This is a genomic window from Mycoplasma imitans ATCC 51306, from assembly GCF_000518305.1.
Lineage (GTDB): Bacteria > Bacillota_I > Bacilli_A > Mycoplasmatales > Mycoplasmoidaceae > Mycoplasmoides > Mycoplasmoides imitans.
Window position 1 is genome coordinate 79,054 of the sequence record NZ_JADI01000007.1, and the last position, 20,730, is coordinate 99,783.

Below are 20,730 nucleotides of genomic sequence, written 5' to 3' on the forward strand. Positions count from 1 at the left end.
TTTGTTATTAACTTTCTAATTCTCTTAATTCTAATAAATTGTTTTTTAATTTCGCAATTGATTTGACAAATATCTCTTGCTCAAGATCTTGAGTTGTTGTTGTATTTACAAAGATAAAATAACCATCATCATTAGCTTGAACGTGAATATGTTTAGTGCAGTTATTTTGTATCTGATCTAATAGATCTATATAAGCTTGATTACTTGAATCTTTTAAAACTCGGTAAGGATCTAAAAATTCTAGACTAGTGTTTGGATTAAATTTAATCTTATTGATATTATCAACTGGAATATTTGATTGGTTAGCGATATCAAAAAATGAATTTCATTTTTTATTACTAATAATAAAGTTGTTATTATTATCTTTTCTCTTAGGTAAGAAATAAACTGTTTTTGGTTCAGAAACGGGATAATATCTTACATAAGATACAGGAATTGTTTTTGGTCCAACGTGAACACCAACAACGACTACATAGTCAATTTCATTTACCCCGTGGTAAGAATTATTATCAATATCAAATACTAAGAATTCCTTGTCCAAATTAATTTTATTGATATCAAACCAAGCTTTGGTTGAAGCTTTTGCTTTATTAAAGTAGATTAAACCATTGTTGTATACCTTATTTAGTAAATAGTCATAACTTGGTTTTTCTTTACTTGATTCTGTAGTTGAAAAATTACCCGAGTTAGAGATCTTATAATTGTTGTCATCTGAACATCATTCTCGGTTGATAACTGGTGATAGCAAGAACGGAGTAACTTGTACTGCTCAATCACTTACATAGTACTTGATTGCTTGTTTAATTACTTCAATCAGTTCAGCAATCGTTTGCTTTTTATCATATACTAGATGTTTAAGATTGAACTTATTGATATGATAAGCAACATTCAGATCAGTTGAGCTGTAGTTATATAAAGGACTTAGATTATTCTTTTCTTTTTTAGATAGTTTTTTGGGCGGTTTTGTTATTACATCTAATTCGTAATTAGTATCAACATAATCATTGGTTAAAAAATGCCCAGTTTTAGTAATGTTAAAATCGTGGTTTAATTCTTTAGTTCACTTCAGATAATCTTCTTGCGATTTGATTGTAAAGAACTCTAATAGATCAGCACTGATCTCATTATTGTCGTTAGTAATGCGCATTGTTTTTGAAAACTCTTTGTTTTCAAACATTATGAATTTTTTGACCTTAGATTTATCGTTTTTTGATTTAACATTGGTCATGAAATTCAGTTCTGGTTTGAAGTTGGTTTTTAAGATTTGGAAGTGTTTATCATCAAAAAACGGAGTTCGTTCATGGTGGTATGCTACTAGTGTTTCATATCGAGTTACAGTTCTAGTAGCTGTTCGACCATTTGAAGTTGTGTAAGTTTCAACTGCGGTGTATGGAAAACTCATCGCGTTTGAAGTTGTAACCATTTTTCATTCTTTATAGTTTGCTACACAATCAGTTATCTCAGTATTTTTATAAGCTCAAATAAATGAACTTTGTACATCTAAAAAATTGTCCATACATTTACTAATAAACTGATATGTATCTTGCGAACAATAGTTTGAAAACCCTAAATTAAGTCTTTTAGCAATAAACTTAACAATCTCATTAAAATTAATTCTTGAAGCAAACTGTATACTTAAACCATAACTTGTTCATCATAACTGATTTAGCTCATTTTGCCGTGAATTTTCATAATTATTAAAATCTTTAATAATTCTTTTATTCTTTAAATAGATCGGAATTAATGCAAGACCAAAAATTAAGAAAAATGAGATAAAAATAAAGACATTAGCAATCTTACGTCCAAGAATCTTTTGACTCTTATAAAGATCTTTCATCTTTTTATTAATCTTGTTACATTCATCAACTAATACTTGTTGTTGCTTAAAAGGTTGGTGATCTTCGTTAACAATTTTACCCATGTATTCTTCAATTAATGGGTCAACTGAATTAACGATCTTTTCATAAAAGTTCTTAATAGGATCAACTGTAACATCAGAATAATTAAGGTGAAATTTACCGTTGTTTTCTTCTTGTTTGGTATTGTTATTAGCATAACTATTAATAAAACCTGGGATTGGTAATAATGCTAAGTTAGATGGTTCGAATAGTTTGCTAATACTAAAAGATGTTTTTTCATCCATTAATGGTGGTAATTCAGTTTTAGTATCACCTTTTTGATCAACGTCTTTTTCATTATCATCATGATCTTGTTCGTGATTGCTTTGTTCAACATTAGTTGATTGTTGAGCAACCAATTCGTTGTTGTTTTGTTGTTGCTGTTGATCATTGTTATTTTGATGATCTTGTTTAGCGTATTCAACTTCTTGTTGATTTTGTATTGAATCATTATTAGATCTTAATTGATCATCAATGTAATCACCAACAACATGATTTTGATCACTTAGATTTTCAACTTTTAGCTCATTATTATTTTCTTGTTGGTTATCGCTTTCAACTTTATCTTTCATAAATTCAATTAATTTTTTAATTAGTACTTAAAAATTTATTAATTTGTTAACAAATTAACAGATACTTATAAGATTATAGGTTATTTAAAAAATAATTATATTCTAGTTTTAAAACATGACTTAGGTTGTGATATTCACAACAAAATAACCGTGTATAAATCATTATATTGCATATATCTTCCTCAATTTAATAGCCCTATCTTATGAAATAATGTTGGTTTGGGAATGATATGGGAACGAAGCTATTCTTCCTTATTTTTACAATAAGGATCTTTTCACCTTGTGAAATATTTTATTTATAGATATGTATATAGCTTTGTTTTTGCCTTACTTAAAACTTGGTGCATTTAAAGCTAGATTGCGATTCTTATCAGTAATTCCTTTTTCAGCATTATTCATAAATCGATTAAATTCTAACCAATTTAGTGATAACCAGTTAACTAATGATTCAAATACTAATTCAAAGTGATATCTAAACCCATTACAATCTAATCGAGTGGTATTTAGAATCAAATTAAGATTAACCATAATCTATTTAACCCTAATATATATCGGTTTTATGATTGGTTATATTGCTTATGCATCATATATTTCATTAAATTATGCATTTGGGTATTATCTAACACCTTCAAAAGATGTCGCTAACGCTTATTCTATTGACTTTCTTAACTTCACTGTTTACAGTAATAAGTAAAGCTACATATCACATACTCTTGTTTGTGTTCATCATCTTTACTGTGTGCATAATTTTAGATAGTGATCCTTTTGTATTACCTAAGGTAATTACAAAAAATGAATTAAGATTAGTTTTAGTTCTAATATCAGCTGATATAATTCAATGATTGTTTGTTTATCTTGGTTGACTTTATTTCTCTAGTTATGGTGATGGAAGTGTAGAAAATTACTGGAATCAACCTGTACCAACAGTTGTTGGTGAAGATACGCCAATAACTTATGACTTTAGCAACTTAATAACTACAATCTCAGGAACAATATTATTAGCAAATCTATTGTTTGTTGGTTTTTATCTATCTTGATTAGCTATCTATTAAAAAGCTGGGGTGTTTTCTAGAAAAACAAGAATTTTAATGTTTGTTCCTTTAGCATGAATCTTCTTTATTTGAAAAACTGATTCAAATAAGAAGCAGCAAGAATGAAAAATCGACTGCAGAATAACCGACAATAAAATTGATTTGTTCAATTAACCAGTTTGGATATTAATAAGGTTTTATTCATTAAACAAATAACTAATCATTATTTAAGGTTTTTTGTATATCAAATGAAGTAAATAATATGAAATCAAAAAATTATTTTGGTGCCTAACAATAGAGTGTGTATAAAAAAATATGAGCAATTAATTTTTCCCATATTATTTTTGTAAATTTTTATTTAATAACTAACCATTTGCTTGATCAAATTTTTGTACAAACCAATTAAAGATTACTTGGTAAGCATGATTAATTAATTCGTCCCGATTAATAATTAATTCTTGATTATTAACTTGATCTATAACCTTAAAACGATAATCAACTTTATCTAATACATGTTCGCTGAATTCTTCATCTAACTTATGGTTTAATTCATTCAGGCGAATATAATCAGATACCACTTTATAAATCTTTAAGTTCTTAAAGTTGTTAGTATGACAAATTTGGGCAATTGCACAAGCTTCCATCTCAAACAAATCTACTGGTTGATTCAACTTTTTAATGATTTGTTCATAATTAAACTTACTAATAAAACTATCCGTACTTACACAAGTATACTCACCAGTTTTTAAGATATAACTTTCAGGTAATTTAGGAATCTGACCATATTGGTAGTTAAAATAAGTAACATCAACATCACCATAGATTAGTTTATTAACCTCAACTAGTTGAGCTGGTTTAAGTTTGGCATTCAAACTACCCGCAATCCCGATATTAATAATGTTCTTATAGTGATTTTGATCTATAAGGTGTTGGGTACAACTTGCCGCATTAGCTTTACCAATTCCACAGATCGCAATATCAATATCAGCTAATTGATCTGAACTGTAAGTAAAGATCGAATCACGATCTTTTTGATAGTGATACTTTTTTATAATCAGTTCAACCTCTTCTTGCATTGCTGCAATAATTACATATTTTTTAGGTTGTTTAGGATTCTTGTTTTTTAGTAAGTTGAATATATTTCCTAATTTCATCATGTGTTAATTTAAAAGCTTGGTGAATATTTTTATAAGCCAAGGATTTAGCTTTATTAATCTTAAAGTAACGATTAATATCTTGTTTTACCCGATCAGGTTCAAGTTTATCAGCCAAATATACGATCTTTTCTAGGGGTGTGGGATCGCTGTTAATAATCGTATGATAATAGATCGCATTAATTAATTCTTGATCGTTATAACCATATTGGTGTTGAACTATCCAAGCGCCTACATAACCATGTAATACACGATAACCTAAGCCTTTTTTATAAGGTTCGGGAAATAGTTCGGGATCAGAATGATCACGATATTTTAACATCGTTTTTTCATCAAGTTCTTTGGCTAAATCGTGATAACAACCAGCAACATAAGCTTTTTGAGCTAAATTGGGATAATTGTATTGTGCTAGTTTTCTAGCCAACTGACCCACCCTTAAACAGTGCTCATAACGCTCATTAGATTTTAAGAAATATTTTAAGCGGTCATTAATATACAACCCATGCTCGTTGATATAAGTTAAATTCTTTTGATCAACACAACCAACTACTTGTGTTCCGTTTCTAATTGCTGTTGATGAGATCTGATAATTATCCCCATCAATCTTTAAGAAATTAAATTTCTTAATATTTTCATGATTGCTAAACTTATTATCTCTTAGATAATATAACATCTGACAATCATTAGCCATCATCTGAGCTTCATCTCACAGATGAAACTTCTCTAGGTTATCACTACCAATTAAAAAATAAATCTGCGCGTTTTCAAACTTCTTTTTAAAATACTTAACAGTTAAATAACTCTTCTCATTCTTAGTATTAAGTTCAAACCAATTAAAATGAAATTTATCATTTTGCTTAATGATATTTTGAATCATTTTCTTGCGATGCACATCGCTGATATTAAACGGCTGTTTAAACGTTGATTTATGTGTTGGCACAAAATAAATCCGATCAGCGTTAATTTGTTCTAAGGCTTTTGTTGCGATCATTACATGACCGTTGTGAATCGGGTTAAAACTCCCACCAAAAATGATTATCTTTTTCATTATTAAATTAAACTGTTATTCAATAAATAAGTATCAATCTTGTCTTTGTGATAAAGTTCAACTTTATCAATTCCCTTATTAAATTTGATTAAACAAACTCCGTTAACTAATAAGTTATCTTTGTTTAGACTAATGTTGTAGTTTTTTAATTGCTCATTGTTAAGGTAATTAAACTCATTCAGATCACTAAAGATCTGGTTAAGTTTATGATCAATTAGTTGTTCGTTTTTTGTTGAAGTGCGATGGATTCTTAGTGCGGTTGGACAATAAAATGTGATCGAACTTTTTGTTGTATCTTTAGCTAAATACACTTTGAGTTTGAAAAAATCCTCGCAATAAAAGATCTGGTTAGATGTAATCTGGTATGTTACAGGATTTTTTCATTGGTAAGAAACCAAGCGCTTAATCCGTTTTGGAATCAGATCAAAAAAACCGTTGCTTTCATCAAGATAACCAGGCGTGTCGAGTAAACAAAAATCACGTTTTTTGATCTGATTGATCTGAAGGGTCGTATTTAAATAAGGTGAAGTGGTTAGATAAGCTTTTTTATCAATATCATTAAGTTTTAAGATCTTGTTGATTAATGAAGATTTTCCCACATTAGATTGCCCTAGAAAGATCGCCTTCTTTTTGTGTTCATAAGCTTTTTTAACCAACCGATCGATCTTTCTTAGATCATAAGTAAGATAGATCGAATTAAACAAGATCTGATTTGGATTAAGATCAATCCCATGATCTTTGAGATTATCTAACACCTTATCTTTAATCACACTAAGGTTGTTTTTCTTAGCCAAATAATCGATCTTATTAAAGATTAAATAAAATCGATAAGCCTTTATTGATCGTTTGATCATCTCTAGATCAAAGATAAAGTTGGTTGGATCTACCAGATAAAAAACACAATAATTATCTAGTGATAAACTGTTTAGATAGTTTTGGATATCTTCTTTTTTAACAACTAATTTTTGATCAATCTTCTTGTAGTGTTTGAACTGAAAACAACGTTTGCACAGTTCAAACCGATTGATATCAACACAATACCCAAGCTCATTAGGATTGTCTGATAAATAGTTACCACAACCAACACACTTCTTATTCATAATCTAGTTTATTTAAGAAATAACCTTTGAATTGAACTTTCAGATCATGATATTCAGATGATAAATTACCAACCATGATCTGGTTTAATTCTAGATTAACTAATTCATTATCATCACTAAAACCATATAGTGATGCATCTTTTGTGTTTAATAAATATGCATTCACTAATGGTTTTTTATCCTTACCAAGACCTACATTCTTACCCTGTGTTGCTCGAGATTGGTTTTCAATCAATGAGATCTTTAACCGTTTAATTTGTTTGTTTTTAATTAAAAGTAATTGGTTAATTGAGTTGCTAACTAGATCAAAACCAATGATCTCATCGTTGGTTTTAAGCTTAATGGCTCTCACCCCCATTGACTTAAGCCCAGTCGGATTAACTTCATTGATGAAAAAACGCAAAACAAAAGCGTTTTTAGTAATCAAGATGATCTCAGCTTTATCATCATTTACAAGATTAGCATAAACTAATTCATCATCATCTTTTAAGCTCATACAAGTTGTTGGCTTGGTTGATTTAATATTAATTAAATCACTCACACTAACTTGTTTGATCATCCCATATTTACTTACAAACACGACACGGGCTTTTTCATTAGTTAATTCAACCAAGCGCACGATCTTTTCATTATCTTTAATCGTGGTAAGTTCATTGATATCCATGCCAATCTCACGCGGTTTGGCTTGCTTAATCTTGTGTGCATTAATCACAACAACATTACCATAGTTGGTAATAAAAGCCACCTTATTAAGTGATGATACTTTAATCAGATCACTTAAACGATCATCTTGTTTAATCTTAAGCGTTGATAAATTCAAGTTCTTGTTATTATCATAAGGAATTGTTTTAATCATTCCATCAGTTGAACTGATTAGATATAATTGTTTTTTCTCAATAATCGAAGCTTCATTGATCACTAACTTCTCAATATTTCCCCCGATTACTGATCTTCTTTTAGTATTAAATAACTTCTTATATCCCCTTAAGATCTCTTTTAAATGATTATTTAAAGCGTTCTGATCATTTAATAATAACTGGTATTGTTTGATATTAGTATCTAGAACTTGTTTTTCTTCTTTAAGCGCTAAGATATCAGTATTAGTTAATCGATAAAGTCTTAATGAAACGATTGCTTCAGCTTGAATTGTGCTGAATTGATATTTAGCAATTAAGTTGTTAATTGCGTCTTGTTTATCTTTAGATTTTTTAATGATCGCAATAATCTGATCAATAATACTGGTTGCTTTAATTAAACCAGCAATCACTTCAAGGCGTTTTTGATCTTTTTTAAGATCAAAACCAATTGCATTTTTTAAGATCGTATAAGCGTGGTTAAGATAACTATCCAAATAGTTGAAAATCGACATTTGGATCGGTTTTTTATGATCAATTACAACGTTGTTAAAACTGTAATTGATCTGTAGTTGGGTGTATTTGTACAGATAGTTCTTGATCGTATCAAGAACTTTTTGTTCTTTGGTTGTGGTTTGTAGTACAATGCGGATGCCAAACCGATCGGATTCATCTCTTACTTCTTCTAGTTGAGGAAGTTTATTAGCTTCAATGATCTCTTCAATTGAACGAATGATACTAGCCTTGTTCGTTTCAAACGGAATATCAGTGATGATCAGATTTTTATTTTCATTAATGATCGTTGCTCGAATTACGATCTTACCCTTACCCGTTTCATAAGCACTTCTAATCCCATCATCATCTAAAATGATTCCCCCTGTGGGAAAATCAGGACCTGGCATTAATTTTAGAATTGAATCTAACTTACAGTTAGGTGCATCAATCCTGTGGATGATGACATCAATTAACTCTTTTAAGTTAAATGGTGGGATATTAGTAGCATACCCTGCAGCGATCCCTGTTGAGCCATTAACCAACAAGTTAGGTAATAAACTTGGTAAGATCGTAGGTTCAACTTCACTATCATCAAAGTTGTTGATAAAACTAACGGTATCTTTGTTAATCTGATCAAGCATTAAGTTCCCATACTGGGATAATCTTGCTTCTGTATACCGCATTGCAGCCGCATTGTCCCCATCGATTGAACCATTATTCCCTTGCATGTCAATCAAGGGAATATTATTTTTTCAGCTTTGGGTCATTCTTACTAATGCTTCATAGATTGATGAATCTCCGTGGGGGTGGAATTTCCCGATCACTTCACCAACAGTCGCAGCAGCCTTACGATAGGGCTTATTATAATAAAGCCCAAGATTGTACATCCCATATAAAACCCGTCTTTGTACGGGTTTTAATCCATCTCTAATATCAGGTAGAGCACGTTCTTGAATAATGTACTTAGCATACCGACCAAAGCTAAGTGACATAATATCATCAAGATCTTTTTTAAATATCTTTTTTTTATCCATTATTCTTCAATACTAAAATCAACATTTTCGTTTATTCAATTTTTTCTAATCGAAGCATCATCACCCATTAAGATACTTACCTTACGTTCAGCTTGGACAGCATTTTGGATTGATACCTGGATTAGTTGGCGCTTGGTTGGATCCATCGTTGTTGTTCATAGTTGTTCTGAGTTCATTTCACCAAGACCTTTATAGCGTTGGACTTCATATGAACTGTATTTTTGTTTTAGTTCATCTAGTTGGTAATCATCCCAAGCAAAAGCGGACTTATTCGAATTTTTAGCACTAATCTTATAAAGTGGTGCTAGTGCGATATACACCTTACCTTGTTCGATTAGTTCTTTCATATAACGATAGAAAAACGTTAGTAATAATACTTGGATATGAGCCCCATCCGTATCAGCATCAGTCATAATAATAATCTTGTGATACTTAAGGTTTTTAATATTAAAGTTGTTACCAATTCCACAACCAAGACAACTAATAATTGATAAGATCTCTTCATTTTTTAAGAGATCTTGTAGTCGTGATTTTTCAACATTTACCACCTTACCCCTTAAGGGTAAGATTGCCTGGAAGCGTTTATCTCGACCTGATTTAGCCGTTCCACCAGCTGAATCACCTTCGACTAGAAAGATCTCGTTTTGTAATGGGTTTTTTTGTTGTGCTGGAGTGAGTTTTCCATACAAGACACGTTCAGTTTTGGCGCTTTTTAATTTTTTCGTATTTTCTTTAGCTTTTTTAGCAGCTTCTTTAGCTTCTTTAATTAATTTAAAGCGCTCAATTAATTGCTTAGCATCTGCTTGGTTTTCTTCTAAGAAATAAAATAGTTGTTGTCCTAAGATCTTAGCAACACTTAGTTTAACTTCTTGGGTAAATAACTTGTTCTTAGTTTGACCTTCATAAGCGATAATCTTTTCAGGAACCTGAACACTTAATACAACACTTAAACCTTCTTTGATATCGCTTCAATCAAAGCCTTTGTCTTTATTGTTGATTAGTTTATACTTTTTAGAATAATCATTAATTGTTTCAAGCATTGCTTGCTTGAAACCATTTTCATGACTACCACCTTCAGATGTTTTTACTGAGTTAGCAAATGAAATAATTAATTCAGATTCACTATCAGTGTATTGTAGACAACCATCAACCACAATCTTTTCATAATTACCTTTAAATGGAATGATCTTAGAGATCGTTTTCTTATTTTCGTTAATATATTTTATGTATTCTAAGATTCCATCTTTAGCAATAAAAGTTTGGGATAACTCAGGGTTTTTCTCATCAACAAAAACGATCTTTAATCCTTTAAATAAGAACGAAGATTCGTGTAATCGTTCTTTAATCATGTAAGGATTAAACTGGATATTTTTAAAAATCGTGGGATCAGGTCAAAACTGCACGATCGTTCCGTGTTTGTTTGAACTTGCAATCTTTTTAAGTGGTTGAACAATCTTCCCACCATCTTGGTAGATTGATTCATACATCCCACCATCACGATGAACGGTCACGATCAATTTTGTTGATAATGCATTAACAACAGAAGCACCCACACCATGTAGACCTCCTGAAACCTTATAAGCTTGATCATCAAACTTTCCACCAGCATGTAACACTGTATACACCGTATCTACTGTTGATAGATTGGTTGAAGGATTCTTACCTACAGGAATTCCTCTACCATTATCAGTAACCATAATCGAACCATCCTTCTTGTGGACAACTTCAATCTTGGATGCTGAACCATTTAAGGCCTCATCAACAGCATTATCAAACAACTCCCATACTAAGTGGTGTAAACCACGTGTATCAGTTGAACCAATATACATCCCAGGGCGTTTTCTAACCGGCTCTAGTCCTTTTAGTACTTTAATATGCTTTTCGTTGTAATTTGATACCATAAATGTTTAATATAAAAAACAAATACTTTTAATGATCGACTCATTAAAAGTATTATATAAGATCTTGATTAACTATTTGTGAGCGTCGACTCCATCAGTTAAGATTTTTGATACAGTTAATTTAATTTTCTTACCTGCTGGAATCTGAATCTTTTCTTTAGTTTTAGGGTTGATTCCAGTTCTTGGTTTAGTAGTTACTAATTTGAATTTACCAATATCAAATAATCTTACTTCACCAGTAGTAGCTAATTCTTTGATTAAGACTTTTTGCAAAGAAGTAACTACTAAACGAATGTCTTGAACTTTTAGGTTGGTTTCGTCTGCAATCTCTTTTAGATATTCCGCAGCACTTAATGTTTTGATTTTTGCCATAATGTATATATTTTAGATTATTTTAAACTTATTGAATTTCTTTTGTTAATTTTATTTCAGGATTTCAACTCAATTGATCTTTTGCCATCTGTTTATGGAATAGATCAATTGTGGCTAATTTTTTACTTGATTGTTGAGTTAACTTAGTGTTAACTTGGGTTGGTTTAGTTTTTTCTTCGTGCTGAATTGTGATCTCTTTGGTTTTGAAATAATCAGCTTCTGCTTTAGCTTTTTTTAGTTTGAAGTCTTTAAACTTATTGATTAGTTTTAACTTACTTGGTTTAGTTAGATCAATCTCATCTTTTTGTTGGTTGATTAATAAGTGGTCGTTGATTGAAACAATTTTTGGTTCTTCTTCTATTGGTTCATCGACCACTTGTGGATTTAGTTTTTGCTTAATATTTGCGAGTAATTTAGGATATTTTCTTTGAATAATCAAGAAGTAGATTAGCGCTGATACGATCAACATAAACACAATTAATGCAATCAACACAACAGGAATAAACCATCTTTCGATTGATAACTTGAAGCTTTCATCAAACGTTAAGAAATTATTAGTGGTTGCTGGTGCTAGGACTGCTGCTTGGTTAACTAATCCGTCTTTTTTAAAGTTAGCTTGAATACTATTATCTTTAATTGTTAAGAACTTAAAGATAAAAGTTACATTACCTAATACTGAACTATCTTGAATACTTACATCATAAGGTAGTTGCTTATACTTAGGATCAAACCCATATAGATCAAAGATTGCTTGTTTGGTTTCTTGAACAGTTCTTGGATCATCTAATAATCTTCTGATCTCAGTTGGTGTTTTATCTAGTAGTGTAGAGTTTTTGTTGTAGTGTGTTTTAATATCACTAGCATTAACTTGTTCAAAACCGATTAGATTACGATCTAATAGGTTTAGTTGCTTTTGTTGATAAAGCAACTTAATGCTTAAACTAATTGTTCCCGTATTTTCATTAGCACTATAACTTAGATTTCAGTGATCATCTTGGTTAACCTTAGATTGGTTTTCTAGGGTTTTATAAAACTGTGGAATTACTAAGAACTTATCAAAATCATTAGTACGTTCAGCTTTAGCATAGACTGAAGCGAAACTTTTTTGATAAGCTGCTGTATTCATCTCATCAATCAGTTTAACTTCATCAATATAGATTGGTACGATATCACTATATACATCTGATTTATTTTTAAAATCAGTCAAGCTAAAGCTAACAATTCCATCAGTGTAGATATTGCTATTATAAAAGACCGCAAAAGTTTGATCTTTTTGATCAAAAACAATGTTAGTGATCTTATCACTATTTTTCTTGAAGAAATCGTTTGTATAACTTGAAGCAACATCTTTAAAAGTCGGAGCTGCTAAGATTCGATCTTTTTCAAACGGATATAGGGTTAGATTTGATCTTTGTTTGTTGATTCCAACAATCCCTTCACCTTTAATAAAGATCAAATCTGAAAAGATGTTCTCATTTGGAATTGTTCCGATCTGACCAAATTGGTCGATTGGTGATACTGAGTAATACCACATACGGGTGGTATTATCATTTATAAAGTAGTATTGTACATAGATTGCATTATGATCAGCATCATAAACCATTGCATTGATCTGACGGTTGATATCAAAACTAGCACCACCAGGTACGTACATTCCATTTTTAATGTTAATGATTTGAGATCCCACTAATTGGTTTTGATCATCATAGAAGTTGATTCCCGTAAACAAAGCGTTATTAATTGAAAAAGATTTAACAATCTTGATTGAACTAAACGCTTTGTTGATTGCGGGAATGTTTTGAACAACAAAACTACCATTTTGGTTGTATACAACCGCTTTTAGTTGGTTGTTATCAACACTAAAACTAACGATACGTGCATTTTTAACTAGATCACTTTGATCATCACCTTGTGTTGATAGATAAGCCGCTACATTACTAGCTTGTTTTTGGGTGGTAATCGCCCAAGCGTCTTCTTGATCAATTAAACCAGTATTTAAATCAATTGGGTAATAAATCGCATTATGTAAATCATCTGTAGCAACAAATCCTTTGGTAGGATCGTTGTTATCAACAAAGTATAGGTGTTTGAAATCGTTTGATAAAGTGATTGCCTGTAATTGGTTGTTTAATTGATCATAAACACCCACTGTAGTTTGTTGAATTAATCTTCTTTGTTCTTGGTTAAAAACTACAGTGCTATTAAGTCTTACGTAGTTTTTACCAAGAAATAAGGTTTGGTCGTTGTCGATCTTTTTGTATTGTGAAAGATCGTTACTTCATTTTTGTAATTGGTCTTGGTTGTTGGTGGTATCAGCTACTACACTAGTCGAATGATTAGTTAAGTTAAAGTTAGTGTTAGGTATACTAACTTGTTTATTGATTAAACCAGCTGATACACCAATTAGTGGTAGTGTTGCTAAACTACCTAGTAAAAAGCTTTTTGCGATTTTTTTAATTTTCATACTTGAATGCTTGATCGTGTGCCAATATTATAATGACCAAAAAATCGGAATTCAAGGGGTTTGTATTAGCTTTTTTTCTTAATAATATTATTTATATTATTAATATTTTTACGAGCGTTCTTTCAAGAAAATTAATCAGTATTATACAGTCATTTGCTCAAATCAATTTTGTGCTTAGAACATCTGGCTATATAATAAGGAAGTAAATACTGGTTGAAAACTAACTTTTGAACCAGCATTATTAAGTAAGATTGGTTAGATAATTATTAATGTTTCATATATCTAGCTTGTAAATAAAATCCATAAGCGCATTGTATTATCGAACCAAGCAATAACAAACATTTAAAAAGATATAAAAATCTTGTTTAAATAAGTTCAAAACAAAATCTAGTTTTATTAAAATTAACTTTCCAAGTTAAATTGGTTATAATTAATACGCGCCGAATTAGTTTAGTGGCAAAACAGATGCATGGTAAGCATCAAAGACAAGTTCGATTCTCGTATTCGGCACCATTGATATTGTTATTCATAGTAAACCCATTCATTTTTAGATGAATGGGTTTTTTTCTTATTTTTGACAAAAAAACATCAGGGTTTAGCTGATGTTTTGGTATTTAATTTGAATTAATTTTAAAAATATGTTTTGTTTATTTTTAAGATTATCGTTTTAGTTTTATAGCGCTATTACTATTTCAAGCGTTCGCTTTTAACTACTATTAGTTCTAGAAGATGTATTGTTTAAAGTGAATGTTAGGTTACCAATATTTGAAGCATTACTATTACCTTGAGCAGCTACTTCTGAGATAACAATCTTATTTAATCCAGCCTTTAGTTGTAAGGTTCGCTTACCACTTTGTAAAGCGTTATCAGCAGCAGTTGCTGTATTAAATACTCCTAATGTTTCTCAATTATTTGCATTCATGTTATTTATTTGAACATTTTCAACACCAGTTAAACTAAATTTTAATCCTCTCATTTCACCAGAAATATATGTTCCACTGATTGAATAAGTTCCAGCTTATGGTGCATTTATATAAATCGTCAAAGTTCTACTTTCATTATTACTTGAAGGTGTAGATTGATTATTTGTATTTGTTGGTACAGATCTAGTATCAGACCCACCAATAAATCCTACTAAATAGTAAGGTGTAGTTGCTGATACACCATTTCCAGTTAATCCAGTTAATTGTCGAACAAGTGTTGATCGATCAGCAGCCAAATTATAACCCTTTGTCAAATTAACAGTAACAGCAGTAGTATTACCATCTCTACTTAGAGTGTTACCAAAAATGTCATCATAAATCTTATTAGCATTTATATCAAGTGTAGTTATATACATGTTACCGATCATCGGACCTTTTATATTCTCAGGAACACTAAATTCTAAAGTGTTTTGACCAAACTTAATATCAGTCAACATAGCTTTAGCAACATTTATATCTGCAAGAGTTGGGATAAGATTATTTACTATGGCAGTTTCATTACCAGTAGGTCCGGTCATAAATTCGATCGGTTGAACCGTGCCGTCATTCAATTTATATTGCAATCCATATTGAGCACTTTGTACATTCTTAACAATCTTATACGGGAAATATAAAAATCCGATTTTTGAAGTTCCAAAACTGTTGAAAGTTAATTTATATTTATGATCTCCACCCTCTGCTAAGTTATAAACTCAAGAAACATCTGTTAAAGTGGCTGAATTATTAACTACAGAGCTTGATTCACTCTCACCATTTCACACCATTCTTTTTGCGTAATTATAGTTAACTGTACCTGGGTCTACACTATAACCTACAAAACTATAGTTAGGCGGTTGAACATTAGTCATAGTTTCACTACCACCTATAAAATTATCTGCTTCAGATTGAAGTGTTTGTTTAACAAAGCTATTTGCTAAGCCATCAGCATTTGCTTTTTGTTCATCTAGTGTTGTTAATGAGTTGCTAATTTTATCATTAGCTGCTTTGATTGAATCAGCATCTAAAAGTGCTGTATCAGTAATCGGATCTAATGTCTTAGCAATCAAGGTTGTTGCATCATTATACAGACTAACTAAATTAGTCTTAATTGCCTCATAATTAGGATCAGCTAATCCTGCTAAAGTAGCTGATTGCTGATTTAGGGTTGATCTAAGATCATTATATGCGCTTACCAACTCTGGGTGATCGGTATCAAACTTTGTTTTAGCGTCATTGGCTCTGTTAATCGCATTTTTTAAATCAGCACTAGCTGCTTTTAATTGATCAATTGAAGCATTCGTATTATTATTAACAGTTTCAGCTGTACCATAAGCAGACGTTAACCCAGCTTGAATCTTGGCATAATCTTGAAATGAATCAAGCGTATTAGATTTAGCATTAATCAAGACAGTTAACTCCATGCGTGCTGCTTGTAATGGACTTGTGTTACCGCCTGGATTTTCTCCCTTCAACGTGATTGCAGTACAACTTGAAATACCAAAAACAACAAAAGAACTTATTCCAAACAGAGTAATAAGTTTTAAAGTGTTCTGTTTTTATTCATAAATTATGAACTTGTTTTTTTTAAGAAAAAAATATTAATTGAATTCTTTTTTCATCTTAAATTATTAACTAAAAATTAAAAGTTATTAACACTAGATACTAAATAATTTGGGTGACAAGTAGATGGAATTAATTAACAAGGGTTTGATTCTTTCATAGATCTGATTTACAAAGAGAAGCAGTTTATGATGATTGCAAAAAAGCCTTCGTGATAATAGTATTGTTCAAGATATTTCTTTCACTGCTTTTTACTCTTAAAAAACTTATAAAAAAGACTCTAATGGTAATGTTATAGTTGATATAACGATAAACCGCTTGAAGTGCTTGAAATCATTGATGATAAACAAAGCCTTGAAAGTATTAATAGTTTTTCTATAAACCCCTAGAATATAACAGTTATACGTATTAGCGCTATGCAAACTATACTGATAGTAAAACTTTAGATAAGATCAAAAAGATCAATTTAACAATTATTAAGTTTAGTGGTTAACAAAAGCATAACCGAAAAGTATTTATCGTATTAAAGCTTTGGCGTACCACTTAAAGACTGGGTATTTATTAACGAACAGATTAATAATTTATACACTCAAGAATATGAAAATTGAATCGGGCCCCTTAGGTTTCACCACAGCTTATTTAAAACTATTTTTTTCTTAAATTAAATGAAACCAAAAACCACCATGGTATTTAAGAATAAATAGTAGATATTAGAATATATAAAAAGTAATCAATCTTATTTTAAAGCCTTATTATTAAGGCTTAACTTATAATTATTAAGATTCAATTCCTAAAATTAATTTATATCTAAGGTGCATATTTAACTAAAACTTTAAACAAACTTTTTTCTGTAACAAAAGGCGTTATTAATATGAAAAAATCAAATAAACAAGTCGATATAAGAAATTGCGACTACAAAGAACTATTGAAATCATTACCTGATAAGTGTATTGATTTGATTTGTATTGATCCACCTTATGGAAAAATTAATGGTATGCAACTCTCAGGACAAAAGAAAAAGATTGATTGAGACAAAAATATCGATTGAATTCAAATGTTCGAACATTTCAATAGAGTAATCAAAGATGGCGGAACAATTCTATCGTTTGGGCAACAACCAACTTATTCTGAGATGATTTTAGCAAACATAAAAGACTTTAAGTATGAGCTTATCTGAGAAAAGAATAATGCTGCCCAGGGATTTAACGCAGATAAGATGCCTTTATCTTTTAGTGAAAATATTGCTGTTTTTATTCACAACGAAAATAAGCAGAATAAACGGACGTTTAATAATATTGCAAATAATTTTGAGATCGATAAAAATATGCATTTTTGCCGTTGATATGCGCAACAATTGTTTATTTTTATCGGTTTAAAAAGAAGAAAAATTCATGAAAAATTAGGACATAGAAAACTAGAATTTTTCTTTTGCTACACAGGTAAAAATTTTGGATTACTTAGTGAAGGTCTTTATAAAGAATTAATTGATAAATTTAAGATTGATAAATTGGATAAATTTATTTCATTTAAGCAGCTAAAAAATAAATGAGATTTAGAAAAAAATCAGTCTAAAGGAGTTAAGTTAGATAGTTCAAAATATTCTAAAACTTTATCAAATATCTTAAAAGTTTCTAAGGAAAATATTTATTTTCACCCCACCCAGAAACCAGTAGAATTAATGGAAAAATTAATTTTGATGTTTAGTAACGAAAATGATTTGGTGTTAGACTGCTTCATGGGATCAGGTTCAACTGGTGTAGCTGCAATTAAGCATAATCGTAAATTTATTGGTTGTGAATTAGATCAAGGTTATTTTGAAATAGCTCAGAATAGAATCTCAAAAACATAAATTTTATTAACGATTTACTTCACAGTTATTAATAACTTCGAAAGTCACACACTTTAATTTTTATCGTTTTTTAAAGTCATGATTTTTTAGATATTAACTAAAATTGTGCTTAACTTAAAATTTGTTCTTAATCACAACGATGATTAAGAAATTCTATATTTTATATTTTGGACAATAAAATAAAGAGCTAAGGCACGAACTAAATGTTGAACTGCGTGATTTTTTAAAATACACTTTTATTTTTTTAGTTTTGTTCGTGGTATTTTTTTAGGTTAATTTTTAAAAGACTCGACTTCATTAACCTGACAAACATTTCATGCATTTTTTACTATCTAACACTATACTTAATGTGATAGTTTTTAAGTAGTGTTGAAGTCACTTTTTAACTTATCTATAAATTAGTATGCATTTCTTAGAAATTTAATACAAAAATTAATCTGCTAAAAATTTAATTTAAAAAAAATTATTGGTATTTTGATTAAAAAAGCACCAGAACTTAATGTTCCGATGTTTAATATAAATTTAATTAACTAACTTAGCGACTGTTTATATTTTATTCAGTAGAAACATTTTCAGCAGGCATTAATGTAAATGTTAAGTTACCAATATTTGGAGCGCTGTTATCTGCAGTGCTTCTAATAATTATTTTATTCAAACCAGCTGATAATTTGATAGTCTTATTCGTTACCCCTGTTTGCGTTTTAGTATCAAAAGTCTTAATTTGTCCACTTGAATTTAAATTAACTATTTGAACAAAATTTTTAGCTTCATCTTTTGTTCATAACTTTATTGTTCTATTTGCACGTGTATTGTACAGACCACTAACATAGTAGTTATCATCTTGTGGCGCATTTACATAGAATGTAACACTTCTAGCATTTCCAGTACTTGATGGATATGTTGATGTTCCTTCAGCAGTGAATCTTCTTGAATCAGAACCACCAATAAATCCTACTAAGTAACGATCCTTTTCATCTTGACCATCTATTGTAGCATTAGCATATTGAGCAAAAAAAGTTGAATGATCCGCAGCTAGGTTATAACCTTTTAATAAATCAACTGTAACTTGATTATTATCATTATTAACGATATTACCAAAAATATCATCGTTAATACTATTAGTTGTATTGGTTGACGAGGTGATATAGAAATTACCAAACATTGGAGCTACTTTTTCACTAGGAACACTAAAGTCAATTTCATTTTCACCAAACTTAAGGTTAGTTAACACCAATTTAGCTACATTAATTTCACTTACTGTTGGTGCAGGGTTAGTTGCATCTTCATTTGCACTTGGATTTGTTGCTTCAACTTCAGCACTTGAAGTCATAAAATTAACTGCTTTTGCTTCTGCTCCGTTTAAAGAATAATCTAATGCAACCTTAGTACTTTGATCTGATCTAACTAATTTGTAAGGAAAATATAAATAAGCTGTTGTTGGTCCGTAATACGTAAACTTTAATTTATACTTAGCGCGATCATTTAAACTATAATTTCATGATAAATCTGTTAGCGGTTTAGTATCATCTGTACCATTCTGATTGTCAACTAAATCTTCATCAATAGTAAATACAGTTCTTTTAGTATAGTTTCATGCTGGAGCTTTATCTTCATTAGAAGCACGAACATCAACACTATAACCAACAAAACTATAATTAGGAGCTTGTTTGTTATTAGTTGATTGTTCTTGATCTTGACTTCCAGATCCAGATAAAATTACACTAGATTTATCTAAAACTTGCTTATCAAATTTAGAATACATATCAGCATTCTGTTTTCACATATCAAGTTTTTCTTGAGTTATAGCTTCATTTATATTGCTATTTGCTTGAGTTACTTGATCAGTTGTAGGCATATCACCTGTTGTAGGTTGCAACGTTTTATTCGTGATAGCTTTACCAAGATCATACAAATTACCTACACGAGCTTTAATACCACTATATGTATCTGTATTTAGTGTACTTAAGATTTTACTTTCGCCTTCTAATGTAGTTTTTAAAGCCGTATAAGCTTCAACTAATTTAGGGTTATTAGTGTTAAACGCAGTTTTTTCACTCTCAGCTGAAGTAATAGCTGTTTGCAAAGTACTTTTAGCAGTTTTTAATTGATCAGGAGTTGCATTAGCATTATCTTTGATTGCTGTAGCTGCTGCATATGCATCAGATAAGTTTTTTTGAATTTTAGCATAGTCACCATATAAACCAACTTTATACCGTTGTGAGCTGATTAATGTATTTAATTCTGCTTTAGCATCAGCTAATTGCTTGGCTTCATCATTACCAGGATTAGAAGGTTTTGAAGGGTCTTCAGGTTTTGGTTTTTCTGGATTAGGAGTAGCAACCTGACCACAACTAGCAACAGCTAAACTAACAAATGAACCAACACCTAATAAACTAATAAACTTTAATATGTTTTTTCTTTTCACTTAAAGTTAAA

General features: G+C 30.2%; 12 protein-coding genes, 1 tRNA gene and 1 pseudogene. 4 read left to right on the forward strand and 10 right to left on the reverse strand.

What is annotated here, in order from left to right:
• Positions 1-7: 7 nt before the first annotated feature.
• Positions 8-2,470: a hypothetical protein gene (locus P690_RS0100850; RefSeq protein ID WP_027121919.1), complete on the reverse strand. Its 2,463-nt coding sequence runs from the start codon at positions 2,468-2,470 to the stop codon at positions 8-10.
• Positions 2,471-2,792: 322 nt separating this feature from the next.
• Here P690_RS0100850 and P690_RS04175 point away from each other — a divergent pair, with 322 nt between their 5' ends.
• Together P690_RS04175 and P690_RS04180 are read left to right on the forward strand one after the other, a co-directional pair.
• A complete protein-coding gene (locus tag P690_RS04175; RefSeq protein WP_051420953.1) occupies positions 2,793-3,164 on the forward strand; it encodes a hypothetical protein in 372 nt (123 codons plus the stop codon).
• Between the two features lie 25 nt (positions 3,165-3,189).
• Positions 3,190-3,522: a hypothetical protein gene (locus P690_RS04180; protein ID WP_051420954.1), complete on the forward strand. Its 333-nt coding sequence runs from the start codon at positions 3,190-3,192 to the stop codon at positions 3,520-3,522.
• Between the two features lie 344 nt (positions 3,523-3,866).
• Here P690_RS04180 and P690_RS0100860 read toward each other — a convergent pair whose 3' ends face one another.
• The 7 genes from P690_RS0100860 to P690_RS0100890 form a co-directional block, all read right to left on the reverse strand.
• Complete coding sequence (locus tag P690_RS0100860) at positions 3,867-4,655, reverse strand: 5'-methylthioadenosine/S-adenosylhomocysteine nucleosidase family protein (RefSeq protein WP_027121920.1); 789 nt, start codon at positions 4,653-4,655, stop codon at positions 3,867-3,869.
• Complete coding sequence (locus P690_RS0100865) at positions 4,609-5,703, reverse strand: nicotinate-nucleotide adenylyltransferase (RefSeq protein WP_027121921.1); 1,095 nt, start codon at positions 5,701-5,703, stop codon at positions 4,609-4,611. The genes P690_RS0100860 and P690_RS0100865 overlap by 47 nt, the downstream gene beginning before the upstream one ends.
• Positions 5,704-5,705: 2 nt before the next feature.
• Positions 5,706-6,803 carry a ribosome biogenesis GTPase YqeH gene (yqeH, locus tag P690_RS0100870; RefSeq protein ID WP_027121922.1) on the reverse strand — a complete coding sequence of 366 codons (1,098 nt, stop codon included), beginning with the start codon at positions 6,801-6,803 and terminating at the stop codon, positions 5,706-5,708.
• Positions 6,796-9,186, reverse strand: coding sequence for a DNA topoisomerase IV subunit A (gene parC / locus P690_RS0100875; RefSeq protein WP_027121923.1), 2,391 nt, complete (start codon positions 9,184-9,186; stop codon positions 6,796-6,798). The genes yqeH and parC overlap by 8 nt, the downstream gene beginning before the upstream one ends.
• On the reverse strand, positions 9,186-11,087 hold the full coding sequence (gene parE, locus P690_RS0100880; RefSeq protein WP_027121924.1) for a DNA topoisomerase IV subunit B: 1,902 nt from the start codon (positions 11,085-11,087) through the stop codon (positions 9,186-9,188). The genes parC and parE overlap by 1 nt, the downstream gene beginning before the upstream one ends.
• Positions 11,088-11,159: 72 nt before the next feature.
• A complete protein-coding gene (locus tag P690_RS0100885) occupies positions 11,160-11,459 on the reverse strand; it encodes an HU family DNA-binding protein (protein ID WP_027121925.1) in 300 nt (99 codons plus the stop codon).
• 28 nt (positions 11,460-11,487) lie between these two features.
• Positions 11,488-13,923: a hypothetical protein gene (locus P690_RS0100890; RefSeq protein WP_027121926.1), complete on the reverse strand. Its 2,436-nt coding sequence runs from the start codon at positions 13,921-13,923 to the stop codon at positions 11,488-11,490.
• A gap of 439 nt (positions 13,924-14,362) precedes the next feature.
• On the opposite strand from P690_RS0100890, the gene P690_RS0100895 reads away from it, so the two are divergent.
• Positions 14,363-14,436 (forward strand) — tRNA-Thr (locus tag P690_RS0100895).
• Between the two features lie 193 nt (positions 14,437-14,629).
• Here P690_RS0100895 and P690_RS03925 read toward each other — a convergent pair.
• Positions 14,630-16,306: pseudogene (locus P690_RS03925) on the reverse strand (hypothetical protein).
• Positions 16,307-17,316: 1,010 nt separating this feature from the next.
• Between P690_RS03925 and P690_RS04490 the strand changes: the two are divergent.
• Positions 17,317-18,294, forward strand: coding sequence for a DNA-methyltransferase (locus P690_RS04490; RefSeq protein ID WP_051420955.1), 978 nt, complete (start codon positions 17,317-17,319; stop codon positions 18,292-18,294).
• 553 nt (positions 18,295-18,847) lie between these two features.
• Here the strand turns inward: P690_RS04490 and P690_RS0100910 are convergent.
• On the reverse strand, positions 18,848-20,719 hold the full coding sequence (locus P690_RS0100910; protein ID WP_027121927.1) for an FIVAR domain-containing protein: 1,872 nt from the start codon (positions 20,717-20,719) through the stop codon (positions 18,848-18,850).
• Between the last annotated feature and the right edge of the window lie 11 nt (positions 20,720-20,730).